This window comes from Streptococcus sp. 2018162, from assembly GCF_019754175.1.
Lineage (GTDB): Bacteria > Bacillota > Bacilli > Lactobacillales > Streptococcaceae > Streptococcus > Streptococcus hashimotonensis.
Genome location: NZ_JAIJZP010000007.1, coordinates 80,465 through 98,514, shown reverse-complemented (window position 1 = coordinate 98,514; position 18,050 = coordinate 80,465). Strand labels below are relative to the sequence as shown.

Annotated in this window: 17 protein-coding genes; 15 read left to right on the top strand and 2 right to left on the bottom strand. The window is 41.2% G+C overall.

Translation table 11 applies throughout. The features are described from left to right. The first annotated feature begins 154 nt into the window (after nucleotides 1-154). A complete protein-coding gene (tnpA, locus tag K5Q22_RS07035) occupies nucleotides 155-619 on the top strand; it encodes an IS200/IS605-like element ISSsu4 family transposase (protein WP_205014125.1) in 465 nt (154 codons plus the stop codon). 146 nt (nucleotides 620-765) lie between these two features. On the opposite strand, the gene sntA is transcribed toward tnpA, so the two are convergent. Further along, entirely contained in the window at nucleotides 766-3,207 is a 2,442-nt protein-coding gene (sntA, locus tag K5Q22_RS07030; RefSeq protein ID WP_205014123.1) for a bifunctional 2',3'-cyclic-nucleotide 2'-phosphodiesterase/3'-nucleotidase, read from the bottom strand. Nucleotides 3,208-3,462: 255 nt separating this feature from the next. Between sntA and K5Q22_RS07025 the strand changes: the two genes are divergently transcribed. From K5Q22_RS07025 to K5Q22_RS06985, 9 genes are all read left to right on the top strand, one after another. Next, nucleotides 3,463-5,664, top strand: a complete 2,202-nt coding sequence (locus tag K5Q22_RS07025) for a bifunctional (p)ppGpp synthetase/guanosine-3',5'-bis(diphosphate) 3'-pyrophosphohydrolase (protein ID WP_105120000.1) — start codon at nucleotides 3,463-3,465, stop codon at nucleotides 5,662-5,664. A 1-nt stretch (nucleotide 5,665) separates the two neighbouring features. After that, on the top strand, nucleotides 5,666-6,109 hold the full coding sequence (gene dtd, locus K5Q22_RS07020; protein ID WP_205014120.1) for a D-aminoacyl-tRNA deacylase: 444 nt from the start codon (nucleotides 5,666-5,668) through the stop codon (nucleotides 6,107-6,109). Between the two features lie 76 nt (nucleotides 6,110-6,185). Next, complete coding sequence (locus K5Q22_RS07015) at nucleotides 6,186-6,371, top strand: hypothetical protein (RefSeq protein WP_024384320.1); 186 nt, start codon at nucleotides 6,186-6,188, stop codon at nucleotides 6,369-6,371. Between the two features lie 433 nt (nucleotides 6,372-6,804). Beyond that, a complete protein-coding gene (locus tag K5Q22_RS07010) occupies nucleotides 6,805-6,906 on the top strand; it encodes a putative holin-like toxin (RefSeq protein ID WP_153052760.1) in 102 nt (33 codons plus the stop codon). A gap of 215 nt (nucleotides 6,907-7,121) precedes the next feature. Further along, complete coding sequence (locus K5Q22_RS07005; protein WP_205014118.1) at nucleotides 7,122-7,859, top strand: response regulator transcription factor; 738 nt, start codon at nucleotides 7,122-7,124, stop codon at nucleotides 7,857-7,859. Next, nucleotides 7,856-9,193 carry a GHKL domain-containing protein gene (locus K5Q22_RS07000; protein WP_239514862.1) on the top strand — a complete coding sequence of 446 codons (1,338 nt, stop codon included), beginning with the start codon at nucleotides 7,856-7,858 and terminating at the stop codon, nucleotides 9,191-9,193. Before K5Q22_RS07005 ends, K5Q22_RS07000 begins: the two co-directional genes overlap by 4 nt. Nucleotides 9,194-9,372: 179 nt before the next feature. Further along, a complete protein-coding gene (locus K5Q22_RS06995) occupies nucleotides 9,373-9,792 on the top strand; it encodes a hypothetical protein (RefSeq protein ID WP_029171304.1) in 420 nt (139 codons plus the stop codon). A 253-nt stretch (nucleotides 9,793-10,045) separates the two neighbouring features. Continuing rightward, the gene (locus tag K5Q22_RS06990; protein WP_239514861.1) at nucleotides 10,046-10,402 is read left to right on the top strand and encodes a hypothetical protein; all 357 of its coding nucleotides are present in this window, start codon (nucleotides 10,046-10,048) and stop codon (nucleotides 10,400-10,402) included. A 177-nt stretch (nucleotides 10,403-10,579) separates the two neighbouring features. Then, nucleotides 10,580-10,894, top strand: coding sequence for a CPBP family intramembrane glutamic endopeptidase (locus K5Q22_RS06985; protein WP_238139281.1), 315 nt, complete (start codon nucleotides 10,580-10,582; stop codon nucleotides 10,892-10,894). A gap of 408 nt (nucleotides 10,895-11,302) precedes the next feature. On the opposite strand, the gene K5Q22_RS06980 is transcribed toward K5Q22_RS06985, so the two are convergent. Next, nucleotides 11,303-11,962 (bottom strand): metal-dependent transcriptional regulator, encoded by a 660-nt coding sequence (locus tag K5Q22_RS06980; protein ID WP_002942034.1) that lies wholly within the window; start codon nucleotides 11,960-11,962, stop codon nucleotides 11,303-11,305. A 125-nt stretch (nucleotides 11,963-12,087) separates the two neighbouring features. Between K5Q22_RS06980 and K5Q22_RS06975 the strand changes: the two genes are divergently transcribed. The 5 genes from K5Q22_RS06975 to K5Q22_RS06955 all read left to right on the top strand — a co-directional run bounded on the left by K5Q22_RS06975 (nucleotide 12,088) and on the right by K5Q22_RS06955 (nucleotide 17,956). Continuing rightward, complete coding sequence (locus tag K5Q22_RS06975; RefSeq protein WP_044754415.1) at nucleotides 12,088-13,011, top strand: metal ABC transporter solute-binding protein, Zn/Mn family; 924 nt, start codon at nucleotides 12,088-12,090, stop codon at nucleotides 13,009-13,011. A 541-nt stretch (nucleotides 13,012-13,552) separates the two neighbouring features. Continuing rightward, nucleotides 13,553-14,323 carry a metal ABC transporter ATP-binding protein gene (locus K5Q22_RS06970; protein ID WP_205014115.1) on the top strand — a complete coding sequence of 257 codons (771 nt, stop codon included), beginning with the start codon at nucleotides 13,553-13,555 and terminating at the stop codon, nucleotides 14,321-14,323. Further along, nucleotides 14,316-15,176: a metal ABC transporter permease gene (locus K5Q22_RS06965; protein ID WP_205014113.1), complete on the top strand. Its 861-nt coding sequence runs from the start codon at nucleotides 14,316-14,318 to the stop codon at nucleotides 15,174-15,176. The genes K5Q22_RS06970 and K5Q22_RS06965 overlap by 8 nt, the downstream gene beginning before the upstream one ends. After that, on the top strand, nucleotides 15,169-16,008 hold the full coding sequence (locus K5Q22_RS06960; RefSeq protein ID WP_044772022.1) for a metal ABC transporter permease: 840 nt from the start codon (nucleotides 15,169-15,171) through the stop codon (nucleotides 16,006-16,008). The genes K5Q22_RS06965 and K5Q22_RS06960 overlap by 8 nt, the downstream gene beginning before the upstream one ends. A 55-nt stretch (nucleotides 16,009-16,063) precedes the next feature. Next, complete coding sequence (locus K5Q22_RS06955; protein ID WP_205014112.1) at nucleotides 16,064-17,956, top strand: M13 family metallopeptidase; 1,893 nt, start codon at nucleotides 16,064-16,066, stop codon at nucleotides 17,954-17,956. The last annotated feature ends 94 nt before the right edge of the window (nucleotides 17,957-18,050 follow it).

Below are 18,050 nucleotides of genomic sequence, written 5' to 3'. Positions count from 1 at the left end.
CTGATTATGTGACTTTTAGTCCGTCACGCTCCGTAAGGTGCGTGACAAATAAACCACCCGCTATGCGGGTGTGCGACGAAGGTTATACCAAAAAAACTCCAAACGCGATACAATAAAGGTGTTCAAGCCTATTGTAAAGCGAGAGGAGAAAAGTATGGCACAAAAGGCACATAGTTTATCACATACAAATTGGCTGTGTAAATACCACATTGTCTTCACCCCTAAGTATAGACGAAAAATCATCTATAATCAATATCGAAGTAGTTTGGGAGAAATATTCCGACGTTTGTGTAGTTATAAAGGCGTAGAAATTATCGAAGGACATCTGATGCCGGATCATGTTCATATGTTAGTCAGTATTCCTCCGCGATTAAGTGTATCAAGCTTTATGGGATATTTAAAAGGTAAGAGTGCTCTTATGATGTTTGATAAACACGCCAATCTCAAATATAAATTTGGCAATCGCCATTTCTGGGCAGAGGGCTATTATGTAAGTACAGTTGGACTTAATGAAGCCACAATTAAGAAATATATTCAAGAGCAGGAAAAGCATGATATAGCACTTGATAAATTGAGTGTAAAAGAGTATGAAGATCCCTTTAGGGATAATGGCAAGTAGTACGAATGCCTCTTTAAGAGGCTAGTGACGAGTCAAAAGCAGTGAGGCTTGAACAAAGTGAAAGCCAGCGTCTTTAGGCGCTGGCTGGTGATGTGGGCTTACAGCCCTTGTTCAAACCACCCGTTTGACGGGTGGTCATGATTATTTTAATGTTCTTTTTTCTTAGTCCATGCGCCGACAAAACCAATCAAAGTGAGACCAAGCAGACTAAGCATAGAGGTAGCTTCTCCTGTTGCAGGGAGTGTCTTGGTGCTCGCTTGTGAATGTGGACTAGCCAATTTATGTTGTGAAGCAGGAGCTGGTGGATTTACCGCTGGAAGAGTAATTCGTTGACCAGATTCGAGTACAATATCTTGACCTGTATTACCTTGATCTGACTGCTGTTCATCTGGAGTCACTACTTTAGGTTCAGTATAGACGAATTTGAACTCACCGAACCCTTCGCTGGCAGTTGAAGCCTGTAGGTAGACAATACCTTCTTGGTCAGCAACTAGAGCTTTCGCACGATCTGCTGTCAAGAAGCGGAGGTCGAGTCCCTTGATGCTATCTGTAAAGGTCCAGTTATTGTCTGCTGTAGGGTTGATAACTTTCTCAGCGATAATATAATTGATGATGGCTTGGCGGTTTTCCAGGTTGAGCAAGTAGTTGACAGAAGCTTCGCGGACCCCAGGGAAAGTACCGTTTGCACGGTAGTTGTTGGTCACGACGATGAATTCTTGATCAGCCGTCACATCTTGCTCATTGTATTGCAGATTCCGAACTCTGCTGGCAGTTTCGTTGACTACCTTACCATTACGATCGTATTTATTTGGTTGCGTAATATCGTACTGATAAGTTACTCCGTCAATAACGTCAAAATTGTAAGTGCGGAAATCTGTGTTGACTAGGTTTTGTGGTTCTGTTGAGCTTGGGTCAACCTGGTTGAATTGCCCTGCGGACATTTCCAACCATTCTTTGAGTTGGGCACCGTTGACTTTCAAGATGGCTACAACGTTGTCGTAGAGGTAAAGGTCTGCTACGTTCTTGATGGCGATTGGGCCAGCAGGAATGTCTGTATAGGCTGAAGCATCGCCTCGAGTACCAGCCTTAAATGGTGCAGCCGCAGATAGGATTGGTAGATTAGCTTCTGAAGTACCCGCCAATTGTTGTTTTGCATACCAAATCTGTGCATTGTTAACAATCTGTACAGAAGGATCATCTTGAACAAGGGCAAAGAAGCTGTTGATTGGAGCAGTTGTTTCACCGACTTGTTGGCGAACATAGTTGATGGTTTCGTTATGGGCTTCTTTAGCAAGGTCAATGATGCGACCATCTGCTACAGATGATTTTGTATCGATTTTACGAATAGCCGCTTTGCTAGAAGTAGTTGTCCATTTGCCATCTTTAAAGACCAGATTGAGGTCGATGACGCCGAGGTGATCACCGTATTTACCCGCCATGGTGACAGGAGTGCCGTTGATTTTACCATTTGTATCATCCACGCCAGAATATTTAGCGTAGAAGCTTGGTTTTTCGGCAGTTCCTGGGAATTCTGCGTGGGAGTGACCTGTGATGACCGCATCAACTCCTGACAGGCTGGCGATTTGGTAACCGACATTTTCCTCGCCGACTTCATATTGATCATCGCCGATACCTGAGTGGGAAAGGACCAGAACGATGTCTGCGCCATTTTCTCGCATGGTTGGGATAATATCGCGAACGGCTTCAACTGCATCACGGACAATCACTTTTCCTTCTAGATAAGCTTTGTCCCAGTTGAGAATTTGAGGGGGAACAATCCCTGTAACACCGACATTTAGTGCAACCTTTTTACCCTCGGTGTCTGTGAATGTCTTTTTCACAATGGTATAAGGGGTGTAGAGAAAGTCTTTCGTAGTCGGGTCGAGGACATTGGCATTGACTAGAGGCATGTTGGCTGTACGAATTACTTTTTCGAGGTAGGCAAGGCCGTAGTTAAATTCGTGGTTGCCAAGTGTGCCGACATCAAATCCCAGAGTCTCTAAGGCAGCGTACATAGGATGTTGTTCGCCTTCTTCAATAGGATCAACGATAGACTTGTAATTTCCAAGAGGAGTACCTTGAATGGTGTCTCCATTATCTACCAATACAACATTTGGATTTTCTTTTTTTGCCTCTTCGATAAGAACAGCTGTTTTTGCTAGACCAAGTGTTTCCACTGGTTTATCTTGGTAATAGTCATAGTTGACCAAGTTCGTATGGAGGTCAGTTGTTGCGAGAATGCGAACATCAACAGTTTGTCCTTCAACAGGCTGGCTAGTTTCAGTTGCAGCAGGAGTGACCGTGCGTGCTTCTGAAGCAGTTGTGTCAGTTGTCTCGCTCGTAGGATCACTAGTTTCAGCTGTCTCGGAAGAGCTTGGATTTTCAGCTTCGGTAGTGGCTGGAGCAGGAGATTCTGTATTATCAGCTTTCTCTGTGGTGTCAGTTTCAACTGGTACAGCCTGACTTGCTTCGGTTGAAGAAGCTGGAGTTGTGTTGAGAATCTCTTCGGCTTGAGCTAATTTTGGATTGCTTGCAGCCAAGAGAGCTAGTGTGAGTGCTACAGCACACTTACTGAAACGAAAATTCATAAGAATCCTCCATTTTCTTTTTGTAATAATCTTCTACAATCATTATACAGCTAAGAAATGCAAAATTCAAGACTAATTCTGAACGTTCGTTTGAAAAATGAGTGAAAACAACAAGAAAACGAAAGAAAACAAGAACGTTCGCTGAATCTGAACTTGGTTTAGATTGTTTGTAATTAGTAGTCTTATGTTAGATTCCTTTTTCTTTTTTCGTGAAAATGGTAGAATAGTAGGAAATATAAGAGGAAGAGTAAAGATATGAAAGAAATTAACTACACTGGGGAGGAAGTGGTTGCCTTGACAGCCACCTATTTACCGGAAGAAGATGTTATATTTGTCAAGAAAGCTTTGGATTTTGCGACAGAGGCACACAAGTCCCAATTTCGTAAATCGGGCGAGCCCTATATTGTACACCCGATCCAGGTAGCAGGTATTTTAGCAGGACTTAAGCTGGATGCTGTGACGGTTGCCTGTGGTTTCTTACATGATGTGGTTGAGGATACGGATGTAACCTTGGATGATATGGAGGCTGAATTTGGTCCAGAGGTTCGCCATATTGTCGGTGGTGTGACCAAACTGGGTAAGGTTGAGTATAAGTCTCATGAGGAGCAGTTGGCTGAAAACCACCGAAATATGCTGATTGCTATGTCTCAAGATATGCGGGTAATTCTGGTCAAATTAGCCGACCGTTTGCATAACATGCGGACTCTTAAGCACTTGCGCAAGGACAAGCAGGAACGTATTTCACGTGAAACAATGGAAATCTATGCACCGCTTGCCCACCGTCTAGGTATTTCTTCTATCAAGTGGGAATTGGAAGATATGTCTTTCCGCTATCTCAATGAGATTGAATTCTACAAGATTACGCGCATGATGAATGAGAAGCGTCGTGAACGGGAAGAGTTGGTCAATGAAGTTGTTGATAAGCTAAGAGACTATACAGAAGAGCGCCATCTACATGGTCAGATTTACGGTAGACCCAAGCATATTTACTCTATCTATCGCAAAATGCACGATAAGAAAAAGCGGTTTGATCAACTCTATGACTTGATTGCCATTCGTTGTATCATGGATACTCCGAGCGATGTCTATGCTATGTTAGGGTATATTCATGAATTGTGGAAACCTATGCCAGGTCGCTTCAAGGACTACATTGCCAACCAAAAAGCTAACGGCTACCAGTCTATTCATACCACGGTTTACGGACCGAGAGGTCCAATCGAGTTCCAAATTCGGACCATGGAAATGCATCAGGTGGCGGAATATGGGGTGGCAGCTCACTGGGCTTACAAGCGTGGTGGCAAGGCAACTGCTAGTGAAAAAGAGTTGCGCTGGATTAACAACCTGATTGAACTCCAAGAAGGAGCTGGGGATGCGCAAACCTTTGTAAATTCTGTTAAGGACGATATTTTTACAGAGCGTATTTACGTTTTCACGCCAGATGGTGCGGTGCGTGAATTGCCTAAGGACTCCGTACCGATTGACTTCGCCTATGAAATTCATACCAAGGTCGGTGAGCGGGCGACAGGTGCCAAGGTCAACGGTCGTATGGTTCCTCTTACGACCAAGCTTAAGACAGGCGATCAGGTGGAAATCATCACCTCTGCCAACTCTTTCGGTCCAAGTCGTGACTGGGTCAACCTGGTTAAAACCCACAAGGCCCGCAATAAAATCAAGCAGTTCTTCAAGAATCAGGACAAGGAATTGTCTGTTTCAAAAGGGCGTGAGATGCTTCAGAACCTACTCCAAGAAAATGGCTACGTTCCCAACCAATACCTGGACCGTCGTCACATGGATGAGGTCCTGCAAAAGACCAGCTATAAGACCGACGAATCCCTTTTTGCGGCAGTTGGTTTTGGAGAAGTTTCTGCCATATCAATCTTTAACCGTCTGACAGAAAAAGAGCGTCGCGAAGCTGAGCGGGCTAAGGCCAAAGCTGTCGCGGATGAATTGGTCAACGGTGGCGAAGTCAAACACGACAACAAAGATAGTCTGAAAATCCGTCACGAAGGTGGCGTGGTCATTGAAGGGGCATCAGGCTTGCTGATACGGATTGCCAAATGTTGTAATCCAGTACCTGGCGATGAAATTGTCGGCTATATCACCAAGGGGCGTGGGGTAGCTGTTCACCGTGTAGACTGTATGAACCTCAAGAGTCAGGAAAACTATGATGTCCGCCTGATTGATGTGGACTGGGAGGATGAAAATTCGACCAAGGAATATATGGCAAACATTGACATCTACGGTCTCAACCGCTCAGGTCTTCTCAACGATGTCCTCAAGGTTTTGACCAATGCCAGCAAGAACATTTCTTCGGTTAATGCCCAGCCAACCAAGGATATGAAGTTTGCGACCATTCACGTTTCCTTTGGTATTTCCAACCTGGCAACCTTGACCAGTCTGGTGGACAAGATTAAGTCAGTGCCAGAAGTTTACTCAGTGAAAAGGACCAACGGATAAGATGAAAATTGTATTACAACGTGTATCACAGGCCAGTGTGACCATCGAAGGAAGTATCCATGGGCAAATTGAACAAGGGCTTTTGCTCCTAGTCGGTGTGGGGCCAGATGACAGCCAGGAAGACCTGGACTATGCTGTTCGGAAAATCGTCAATATGCGGATATTTTCAGATGAGGCAGGCAAGATGAACAAGTCCGTTCAAGATATAGGGGGAAAGATTTTATCCATTTCTCAATTTACCCTTTTTGCGGACACCAAAAAAGGCAATCGCCCTGCCTTTACAGGAGCGGCTGCTCCTGCCCGAGCCAGCCAACTCTACGATGCCTTTAACCAAGCCCTGTCAGCCTTTGTGCCTATTGAAGTGGGTATTTTTGGGGCGGATATGGCGGTCAGTCTGGTCAATGATGGGCCGGTGACCATTGTTTTGGATACGAAAAATAAGTAAAACTTTTGGCAATGGTATGTACTCTAGTTGTGTATTTTGATATACTAATATTGAAAAAATAGGTATGGAGGCTGCCATGAAAAAATTGCTCAAAAATCATTTCTTTTATTTGACGACTGCGTTTCTTTTGATTTTAGTGATTTACTTTAGTGGAATAGATAAACGTTGGATTATTTTGGCAAGTTTTCTTTATTTCATTCCATCGCAGATTTTATACCGTCGTCGCCTAAAAGAGCGACTCCAAGAAAACCAGCCCAAGTAGGCTGGTTTTTTTATGTATAAATTGGACTACAATTCTTTATTAAATATGCTATAATAGTTTTTGCAGAAAAGTAAAGACGGTGGCTCTGATTTCTGAAAGGTAGGTGGGAGCGGTACAGAACTCAACTAGTAGAAAATGAGTTCGTCTTACCGCCCCCGCACAGTTGATTAGGTCAGATTTGGAGTGCGAAGCACGAACAAATCTGCCAATCAACCACTGCGCTGAGATGTTGACGAGAATTAAGAGAAGTGGAATGGAACTTTTTGTTCTACTCTGCAAATCATCAAAATCTAACAGAAAGGCTAGCCCAAGCCAGCTGGTAAGTGAACTTACTCATCTGGCAACGACAAATCCTATAAGATTTGTCTAGGGCTCGCACTAGCTCGAGTTTTGAAAAATATCGTTTCAAAACTCTCACGTCGGAGGTTATTGCTTGTCAACCTTTGAGGTGCTGACACTCATGTTTGTAGCTGGTAACTTTGTTATCGCTCTCGTGATGTTAGTTCTTGAATTGGTAAAAACAACAAAAAAATAACCGTCTATAACTTTGGCAGGTTAACGGCTATTTTTTAATAATTTATAACAAGCCACCGTCTTAAACGGTTCTGCAAGGGGTAGTTGTTTCCAGCAACTACCTTTTTCTATGTTTATTATACATCGGTAGGTCTATCAAGTCAAGTTGGACATTTATCTTTTACCTGAATATGCTATAATAATGATTATAACTTACAAAAAGTTTAGGAGATAGCGATGCTTAATATTTTTGTATTAGAAGATGATTTTTTTCAGCAGAGTAGGTTAGAAAATGCTATTAGGCGGTGTGTTGAAGAAACGTCTGTAAGATATAAATTCCTAGAAGTTTTTGGTAAACCAAATCAGTTATTGGAATCAATTGAGGAAGCAGGCAATCACCAATTTTTCTTTTTAGATATTGAAATAAAAGGCGAAGAAAAGAAAGGAATGGAAATCGCTAAAGAAATTCGTGCTCGCGATCCCTACGCTGTTATTGTCTTTGTAACAACTCACTCAGAATTTATGCCGGTAACGTATCGTTATCGGGTTTCTGCTTTAGATTTTATAGATAAAGGCCTGGGGGATAGTGACTTTCAAAAGGCAGTATCAGATGTATTAGTGCATGCTTTTGAAAATATTGATCATACTGTAGCTGAAAATTCTTTTGTATACAAAACTGAAACTGCTCATATTCAAGTTCCTTTTAGTGACATCCTTTATTTTGAAACATCATCAACAATACATAAAGTCATTTTAAAAACGAAAACAGGTCAGACTGAGTTTTACGGGAAGGTATCCGATATAGCGAAAGCTGACGAACGACTTTACCAGGCACACCGTTCTTGTGTAGTGAATCCTTTAAATATAACGAAGTTGGACAGAGCAAACCACATTGCCTATTTTGAGAATGGAGATTCTTGTTTTGTTTCTCGTTTGAAGCAGAAGAAACTTGCAGATTTGCTGGAGATTAAATGATGAATATTTTTATATCTCCTTTTTATGATACGGTCTTCTTTATTGACATGCTGATTCGTTTGATGATTCTTCAACAAATCAGTGGTTTATTTTTGAGCAATTGGAAAAAATGTTGGATTGCTTTTCTTTTAACTGGTTGTCAAATAATTTTTTATGATGTTTCTTTATTATTTGAGCCGTTCTCTTTTTTGGTTGTTCTCCCTTTTTTAAAAACAAATTGGAATAATACTCAAAAAATATTTTATGGCTTATTACCATTTGTAATCGGGGATATGTTTCAACGTATTATCGGTTTATACTTAAGATTTGTATTTCAATTGAACTATTCTAGTTTAGGGTTACTATTTGATATAGTTTTAACCTTACTTCTTATACCTTTTTATCGGTTATTTTTTAAAGGATTAAGAATTGAGGCAAAAGATTTAAAAGTAGATACATTAGACAGAGAACTGAGAAAGATATTTTGGTGGTTCAATGCTTCATTCATTACTTATTTTTTACTTGTGAGAACAACGGCTCAATTTGAGTTTTTAAGTATAAATAATAAAATTACCATAAATTGGGATCCTTATTATGTTCGAACAAATATTTTGTTGGTATATTTTATAATATTTGTTGTTAGTCTATTGTATTTAAACTATAAAAAGAAAGAAAAAAGTGATAGAGAATTCCAAGAATTGAAGGATAAACAAATTATTGATTTGGGACGCTATAGTCGACATATCGAGTCGCTTTATAAAGAAATTCGAAGTTTCCGACATGACTACACTAATATTCTTATTAGTCTGAATGAAGCAATTAAGGAAGAGGATATTGTTGCGATTCGTTCAATTTATCAAGAAGTGATAGCAGATTCGGATAGAAAATTCTATGATGGAAAGTACGATATAGCTAGATTATCCAATATACAAAATCCTGCTGTGAAGAGTTTGCTGTCATCTAAGATGCTGGAGGCACAAAAAAAAGGTATTGCAATTTCTGTGGAAGTAGATGCTGAAATTGAACCACCTGCTTTAGAGTTGATAGAATTCATAACGATTCTGTCTATTTTATTAGATAATGCTATCGATGCTGCAGAGCGGTGTACAAATGGAAATATTGTATTTGCCTACTTCCAGGAATATGACCGAAAAATTGTGGTTGTAGAAAATACTACTGTCGAAGATAAGGTAGTAACAAGTCATATCTTTAAGTATGGTCACTCTACAAAAGGAGATAATCGAGGAATTGGCTTGGCTAATGTAAAAGCTATTTTAGATAACTATCCTAAATTTTCTATATCGACGAACAGTAGCAATCATCGATTTGTTCAGGAGTTGGTGTTTATAGATTAAGATTTATAGATGCAAGTCCAGTCGAAAGGCTGGATTTTTTTGCATTTTCTCGAAAAAATGGTCATTCATTACAAAATATCGACCGTTCATGACATGGCTGAAAAAATCAGGGTGAGTTAGATTATACTAAAATAGGAAAAACAATTGTGTAGCAGTAATATACACTGGAGGTACTATATATGAAGGAAAATAATTCAAGGAAAAAACAATTGATATTCTTTCGATTTTGGGCTGGTCAACTTCCTCTAATTGTTTTATTTGTTCTCTATATGATGAGAGAGGTCATATCTCTTCAAATCTTATGGTGTGTGACAATTGGAATGTGTATGTCTACTTCTTTCGTCGTCAATTATTATTTTATGAAAGAAGTAAGAAAGCAGGGAGAACATACAGTGTGGGAGCCTACTTTGTACTTGCAACAGTTAGGTTTCATAGTCTTATTTTCAATCATAGGACTAGTAAGTTTGTATAGAGGTTTGACTGCAGAATATTTCTACCAGAAAATAATCGGTTTTATCGGATTCATCATAGCAATTACTTTTTTAATCTTGCTCTGTTGGGGAATTCGTGCTATGAAAGATTGGAAAAAGAATAAGTAGTATTTGAAATAACATCTAGTAAAAACAGTTTAATAACATTGACAGGAGGAATGAATGGTTGATTTTTTCAGCTTCCATTTTGTAGTGGATTTATGAATAGAAAGCTATTATTTTTTATTTTATTTTTTATGAATGTTTCCCTAGTTGTCTATTATTACCTCGAAAGTAAGGTGCTTTCTGTAAAAGACTGGATTATTATTGGCACTTGGTTGATTATTTTGAGTCAAATCAATAAAAATGCTAAATAAATGGAGTGTCGTTCGACAATACATTAGAAACAAGAAAAATTAGGATTGAAATATCTGAAGAAAGTGTGGGTGAGAATATGAGAATAATAAAATCCATCGGTTTAGCAGTGGGTACCTTGCTTCTCACTTTGCTCATTCAATTTTCGGCTTATGTGGGGATAACAGCCTTTCAAGAGAGTGTGCTACTAAAACTTGCAGTCATGACAGGGCTTGGTCTTGCAATATTGGCACTACTTTCTGTCATCAGACGAGGAATGGTGAAGAATCAAGTCTTTTCAAGAGAGAAGCTGAATATTTTTAAAATAGTCGGTATGACAGCGTTGGTATTTACTGGACAAACTTGCCTGAACCTCCTTTGGTAGTATTTGGGTCTTAGCTAGTGATTCTATAGTCATTTAGTTTATCTTTGATTACTTCGTTAACTCGCTTTGCCGTACTCCAGTACAGCCTGCAGCTCGTTGCCTTGTACTAAAAGCAAACTAAACGACTATAACGCCTTGGATACAGTCAATCAGTTAAATTCGGAAAATTTTAGGGTGATGGCTCTCTCAGTTGTCTTGTTTGCTCCAGTTTTAGAAGAGTTTCTATACAGAGGAATTTTGTTGGAAAAGACAGCCCAGTATTTTCCTAAGCGTCCTCAAATGGTCATCGTATTTTCTGCCCTTCTATTTGCCTATTGTCATACTTGGAGCTTTTCAGTAGCATTTTTAGGGCACTTTATAACAGGGGCTTATCTGGGCTATCTGTATATGTGCAATAGACGAATGACAGATACTATCCTTGCACATAGCTTCTATAATGCCTCCATTTTACTCCTCCAAATTTTATTTGGTTTGGTGCGGATTGGTGGATAAAAATTGACAGTAGACATTTTTGGGAAATGCCTGTATACTAAGATGAAGTTGGTAACTTTATAATTGCTAACTATCAAGTGCAGGGGTGATTGGGAATATGAGAAAATTTTTTCAAGACCTTAATCAAGAGTATCTGGAAACCAGAAGTTCAGTTGGAGAAGATTGGCTGGAGTGGGTTATCCAGAGAAAGATGACCTGGGGCATGCGGTGGTGGTTGGTAGGGATTCTCATGTTTGTCTTGCAGCCTTTAACCTATAACCCTCATTTTCTATTGGGCTGTTTTTATATAGGGTTCCTACTATGGTTAGTGTATGTATGTGGGCAACTATTTTTTGCAGCCAGATCTATTTTCCGTAATTTGAAAAAGAGGTAACTATTTATTTTAGAAGAAAAAATCGCTCAGCTTGTTTAGGCTGGGCGATTGCTTTTTTCGATGAATAATTGTTGAGCGATGGCTGTTGGGACGGCGAGCTCTTTGTCCTTGTACTGGATGGTGATGGTTTGGGCAAAGTGATCGAAGTCTGTGACGGTTAGTAAATCGCCGACAGCTAATTCATGTTGTTCCAAGTACTGAAGGAGTTGATAGAAGTCATGGATACGGACAAGCTGGTAGTTCCCTGTCTCAGTTAGCTGTGACAGCCGTGTCTGGTAGCGTTCGATGAGCGGTTGTCCTGCTTGAGGAATGCTTCCCCCGTGAGGACAAGTTTGAGGCTGTTCCAGTAGCAGGTCTAGGCGATTGATAAAGTGATCTGAAACGGTGTGTTCTAAAATCTCAGCCTCTTCATGTACTTCTTCTGGAGAGTAGCCAAGTTGCTCAACTAAGAATACTTCAATCAAGCGGTGTTTGCGATAGAGGCTGGCTACCATTTCAAGGGCGGTTTGGCTGAGGAGATAACCTGCCTTGGCATCCTTAGAAATGAGCTCTTCGGCTACCATTTTTTTGAGCATTTCGGAAACGGCTGGTGCGGAGAAGGCCATCTTCTCTGCGATGAGTTTATTGGTAATTTTTTGGTCTAATTGACCCAGTTCATAAATACATTTTAGGTAATCTTCTTTGTTTGGTGTCATGAGAACTCGCTTTCTACTGAGACTATTATATCAAAAAATTTAAAAATCAGTTGACAAAATGATTTTTTTAGCTTAATCTAATTATATAGTTAGGTATGCTTAATAAAAATAAAAGGAGAACCTATATGAAGAAAATATTGTTCAGTTTTGCTCTGCTATTGTCCCTAATAGGGCTAGGAGCTTGTCGTCCATCGCAAACCACAGAAGGCTCTAGTAAGCCAAGAGTGGCTGTGACTACTTCCTTCCTCAATGACATGGTCTATCAGTTGGCAGGCGATGAGGTGGAACGTGATTTGCTGATTCCAGCAGGAGAAGACCCTCATTTGTACGTAGCCAAATCTAGTGATTTATCAAAATTACAAAAGGCTGACCTTGTTCTCTACCACGGTTTGCACTTTGAAGGTAAAATGGTTGAAGCTTTGGAGAAGACCGGAGTAGCTGTTTCTAAAAACTTTAATGCAAAAGACTTGAATACGATGGATGAGGATGGGGAAGAGATTGTCGATCCCCACTTCTGGTTTTCAATTCCCTTGTACAAGTCAGCTGTAGCTGTAGCTTCAGAGGAACTACAAAAACTCTTGCCTGCTAAAGCTGAGATGATTCAGAAAAATACAGAAAAATACCAAGCGCAGCTGGATGATTTGCATGCCTGGGTAGAAAAAGAATTAAGTGTGATTCCAAAAGAAAGTCGCTATTTGGTAACGCCACATGATGCCTTTAATTACTTTGCTGCTAGTTATGACTTCACTCTTTATGCTCCTCAAGGAGTGAGCACCGACTCAGAAGTGGCTAATAGTGACATGATTGAGACAGTTAACCTAATCATCGACCATAATATCAAGGCTATCTTTACAGAGTCTACAACCAATCCAGAACGCATGGAGAAATTGCAAGAGGCAGTAAAAGCCAAAGGCGGTCAGGTTGAAGTTGTTACAGGCGAAGGTAAGGAGTTATTCTCAGATTCTTTGGCACCAGAAGGCGAGGAAGGGGATACCTTTATCGACATGTACAAACATAATGTTACATTGATGGTTAAATATCTGAAATAGTGCAGGTCGAACGGACTTACTATTCAATGAAGACTAGAGAAATTGCCAAAGGTAGAGTTGATAGGTACCAATATGAGGGACAATCAATTGTTTCGAGCACAAGCAGTATAGGACTTTTTCTATAGGAGGTAGCAACGCTTGGGGGAGGATAGGCGTTAGTAGCAAATCTGAGGTCCTTGACTAGAAATACTGTTTGTAGACCTCGGTACTGTTGGTTCACAGCGGGACTTTATATATCAGTAGTCTGTGCGTGAATAGGGATTTCAAATGAGTAGTAAAAAGGACTCGGTCTAGGTCGAGTTCTTTCCGTTTTTGGACCATTTTTAACAGAATTATAAACATACAATTGAAAGAAGCATTGGTGCTCTGCGAAAATCAAATTCATGTACTGATGTGTTGAAATGAGCGAGGTATAGGGTTTGCCAGTAATTTGTTGGTACGTATCTTAATCTTATCGACTTTCTCAGCTTGGTAGGTTGGTCTGATTTTGATTTTCATTGAGTATGAATGAGGTATATCATTTTTTAAAATAGGAGGAAATATGTCAGCAATCATTGAATTAAAAGATGTCAATTTAGCATATACAGCCAGCCAGACCTTGGCTTTAGAAGATGTTAATTTGGTGATTCCCAGAGGGAGTCGGACGGCTATTGTTGGACCAAATGGTGCTGGGAAGTCCAGTCTATTCAAGGTCATTTTGGGGTTGGAAAAACCTATCACAGGACAGGTTCGCTTGCTTGGTCAGGAGGCAGGTCTAGAGAGGGTGATTGCTCAAAAAGTAGCCTATATTCCCCAATCCAGTCAAGTAAACTGGCAATTTCCTGCAACAGTTTTTGAAATTGTTCTGATGGGACGCTTCGCTCATAGTAAGGGAATGTTTAGAAGACCAACTAAGGCTGATAGACAGATTGTTGAGCAGGCTCTAGAACGGTTAAAAATTGCGGATTTACGCCATCGTCAGATTGATCAGCTTTCAGGTGGGCAGCGTCAGCGGGTCTTTCTAGCCAGAGCCCTGGCACAGGAAGCAGAATTGTATCTTATGGATGAGCCTCTGGCAGGGATTGATCAGGCAACAGAAATCATGATCATGGATATGCTCAAGGAGTTCCAATGTGAAGGGAAAACTTCCATTGTCATTCATCATGACTTAACGACGCTGGATGCCTACTTTGATCACCTTGTCTGGCTTCATAAGCATGTGATTGATTCTGGTCCGATGGATGAGACTTTGACAAGTGAGAATTATCAGGCGACCTACGGTATAGGAAATGGGCTGTTTCTAGGAAATGCCAAAGGAGGCAGTCATGTTTGAGGTTTTCAAAGAGTATTCTTTCTGGACAGTTGCTTTAGGGACCGTTAGCCTAGCTGTGGCAGCCAGTACTATCGGAAGTATATCTGTTCTTACTAGACAGAGTTTGCTTGGGGATGCTCTTGGGCATGCTTCTTATCCTGGAGTGATTGTCTCTTTCATGATTTTTCAGTCGCGACATCCTCTCTACTTGCTGTTAGGAGCAGTGTTGTCAGGCTACCTTTCTTATGCACTTGTCCATTGGCTGCGTCGAAAAGGTGGTCACAGTCTAGTCAATGCCCTTTCATTGGTGTCTGCTTCTTTCTTTGGTTTGGGAATGGTCTTGAAAAATGCTATTCAGGGAAATGAAGTCTTTGCAGGGGCTTCCCAGGCTGGATTGCAAACCTATCTATTTGGACAGGCAGCCTTTATTCAGCTGGATGATGTGATACTCATCGGACTCATTTCTCTATTGGCTTTGGTATTGTTTGCTTTCTTTTATCAAGACTATAAGCTGTATCTGTTTGATCAAACTTTTGCAAGGGTTATTGGTGTTCGTGTAAAGTACTTACAGCAGTTGACGATGTTTTTGATGATTTGCCTAATTGCAGTAGGATTAAAGTTAGTCGGGGCTATTTTGATGAGTAGTTTTTTGATTGCACCAGCTGTCTTTGGCTTGATGCTGGGAAAATCGTATCACAAGAGTCTGTTACTGGCAGGAATCGTTGCAATTGGGTCGGCTTTTGTAGGGACCTGGATTAGCTCTAGTGTATCTGGCTTGTCGACCGGACCGACTATTATCGTCTGTCTGACAGGTCTGACCCTGTCTGCATTTGTGTATGTTACCTATGTCAGAAAGGAGAATGGTCGTGTTTGAAGTATTACTCATTTTGATGGTTATTGCTAGTTCTTGTGGCTTGCTTGGCTCGATACTGGTTGTAAAAAATCAATCGATGCTGGCAGATGCTCTATCGCATTCTGTCTTGCTTGGGATTGTTCTGGGATTTTTTATTAGTCATAGTTTGGATTCGCCGTTGCTAATAGTTGGTGCCAGTCTGTTTGGGTTATTATCGGTTCTTGCCATTGACCGTCTGCATAGTCGAAAGATAGCGCATGATGCCGCAACAGGTCTAGTTTTTTCTTTCTTTTTTGCGGTGGCGGTTTTGCTTATTTCTCTTTTTGCTCGCAATGTTCACTTGGATGTGGATCTGGTTTTGCAGGGGGAAGTACTTTTTGCTCCGCTTCATCGTATGGATGTTCTAGCCTGGTCATTCCCTGTTAGTCTGGTCAAGTCGAGTTTGGCTTGGTTGGTTATCGTTCTATTTTTTGCTTGGGCTTACCATCGTTTGCAAGTGTATCTATTTGACAGCAACCATGCTCGTTTGTCTGGCTTACGAACAAGGATGTTAGAAATGGTCATTTTGATTCTAGTTTCCTTAACTACTGTTCTGGCCTTTGAAGCGATTGGCTCGATGACTGTTATTGTTTTCTTGGTGGCACCAAGTATGGCTGCCCTACGTTGGGTCAAATCCTTTTGGCAATTGCTTCTTTTAGGGCAAGGTATCGCTATTCTAACGGTTGTGCTTGGTTTTTTAGTGGCCAATCAACTGGATTTAACCATGTCAGGGACCTGTGCCGTTGTCAGCCTTCTTGTGGTTTGCTCGAGTATTATTCTGAAAAATACTTGGTCACGGTCATCTGATAAGTGAAATTGTCAGAATTTTTTGTTATTATAGTCATTAAGAAAGACAAAGGAGAAAATCAATGACACGTTTACAAGATGATTTTTACGAATACGTCAATGGTGAATGGGCAAAAACAGCCGTGATTCCAGACGATAAGCCAAGAACAGGTGGCTTTTCTGATTTGGCGGACGAGATTGAAAAGCTCATGATTGATACGACAAATGCTTGGTTGGCGGGGGAAAATGTCCCAGAAGATAGCGTTTTGCAAAACTTCGTGGCTTTCCACAAACAAGTAGCCGACTATGAAACCCGTGACCGTTTGGGAGCAGAGCCTGCTCAGGCCTTGATTGAAGAGTACAAGGCTCTCAACTCTTTCGAAGAATTTACCAGCAAGCTGGCAGAATATGAGTTGGCAGGCAAGCCAAACCTCATGCCTTTTGGTGTGGCACCTGACTTTATGGATGCGACAATAAATGTTCTTTGGGCAGATTCATTAGGTATTATCTTACCAGATACGACCTACTATGAAGAAGGTCATGAAAAAGGAGCAGAATTGCTTAAAACGTGGAGAGAGAGTCAAGAGGCCCTCTTACCTAAGTTTGGTTTTTCAGATGAAGAAATCAAGGACCTTCTGGACAAACGTTTGGAACTGGATGCCAAGGTTGCCAAGTATGTCTTGTCAAATGAAGAGGGGTCTGAGTATGCCAAACTCTATCATCCGTATGAGTGGGCAGATTTTACTGCTTTGGCACCCGAGTTGCCTTTGGATGATTTCTTTACGGCGATTTTAGGTCAAAAACCAGACAAGATTATTGTGCCTGAGGAACGCTTCTGGCAGGCTGCCAAGGACATTTACAGTGCGGATAATTGGGAGCTTTTGAAGGCGACCTTGATTTTGAAAGCGGCAGGAGCTTATACAGCCTTCCTGTCGGATGAAATCCGTATTCTAGCAGGAGCCTATAGCCGTGCCCTTTCTGGTACACCCCAGGCTCAAAACCAAGAAAAAGCAGCCTACAACCTGGCACAAGGTTACTTTAACCAGGCTCTCGGCCTTTGGTATGCTGGAGAAAAATTCTCACCAGAAGCCAAGGCCGATGTGGAAGCAAAAGTTGCCAAGATGATTGAGGTCTACAAGTCTCGTTTGGAAACGGCGGACTGGTTGGCTCAGGAAACGCGTGACAAAGCTATTGTCAAACTCAATGTTATCAAGCCTTACATTGGTTACCCAGAAGCCTTGCCAGAGCGCTATTATAAGAAGATTGTTGACCCAAGCAAGTCCTTGGTGGAAAATGCTATCGAACTAAACAAGATTGACATTGCTCATGGTTGGAGCAAGTGGAACAAGCCTGTGGACATTAAGGAATGGGGCATGCCAGCTCACATGGTCAATGCCTACTATAACCCACAGAAGAACTTGATTGTCTTTCCAGCAGCCATTTTGCAGGCACCATTCTACTCGCTAGAACAGTCTTCATCAGCTAACTACGGCGGTATTGGTGCTGTCATTGCCCACGAGATTTCCCATGCCTTTGACTCAAACGGTGCCTCCTTTGATGAGCATGGTAGCCTTAATAACTGGTGGACAGAGGAAGATTATGCAGCCTTTGAAGCTCGTACTCAGCAGGTCATCGACCAGTTTGAGGGTCAGGATTCTTACGGTGCTAAAATCAATGGTAAGTTGACTGTGTCAGAAAACATTGCCGACCTTGGTGGGATTGCAGCAGCCTTAGAAGCAGCCAAGTCAGAGGAAGACTTCTCCGCAGAGGAATTCTTCACTAACTTTGCTCGCATCTGGCGAATGAAGGCCCGTCCTGAGTTCATGCAGATGTTGGCGAGTGTCGATGTCCACGCACCAGGTCATCTGCGTACTAACATTCAGTTGCCAAACTTCGACGAATTCCATGAAACCTTTGGCGTTCAAGAAGGCGACGGCATGTGGCGTGCAAAAGAAGACCGCGTGATTATTTGGTAAAAATGGGAAAACAGCTAGTGAAAACTGGCTGTTTTTGTCTTTCCCAATTCCCCAAAAACGTGATATAATAGTAAAGATAATTTATTGACATGGA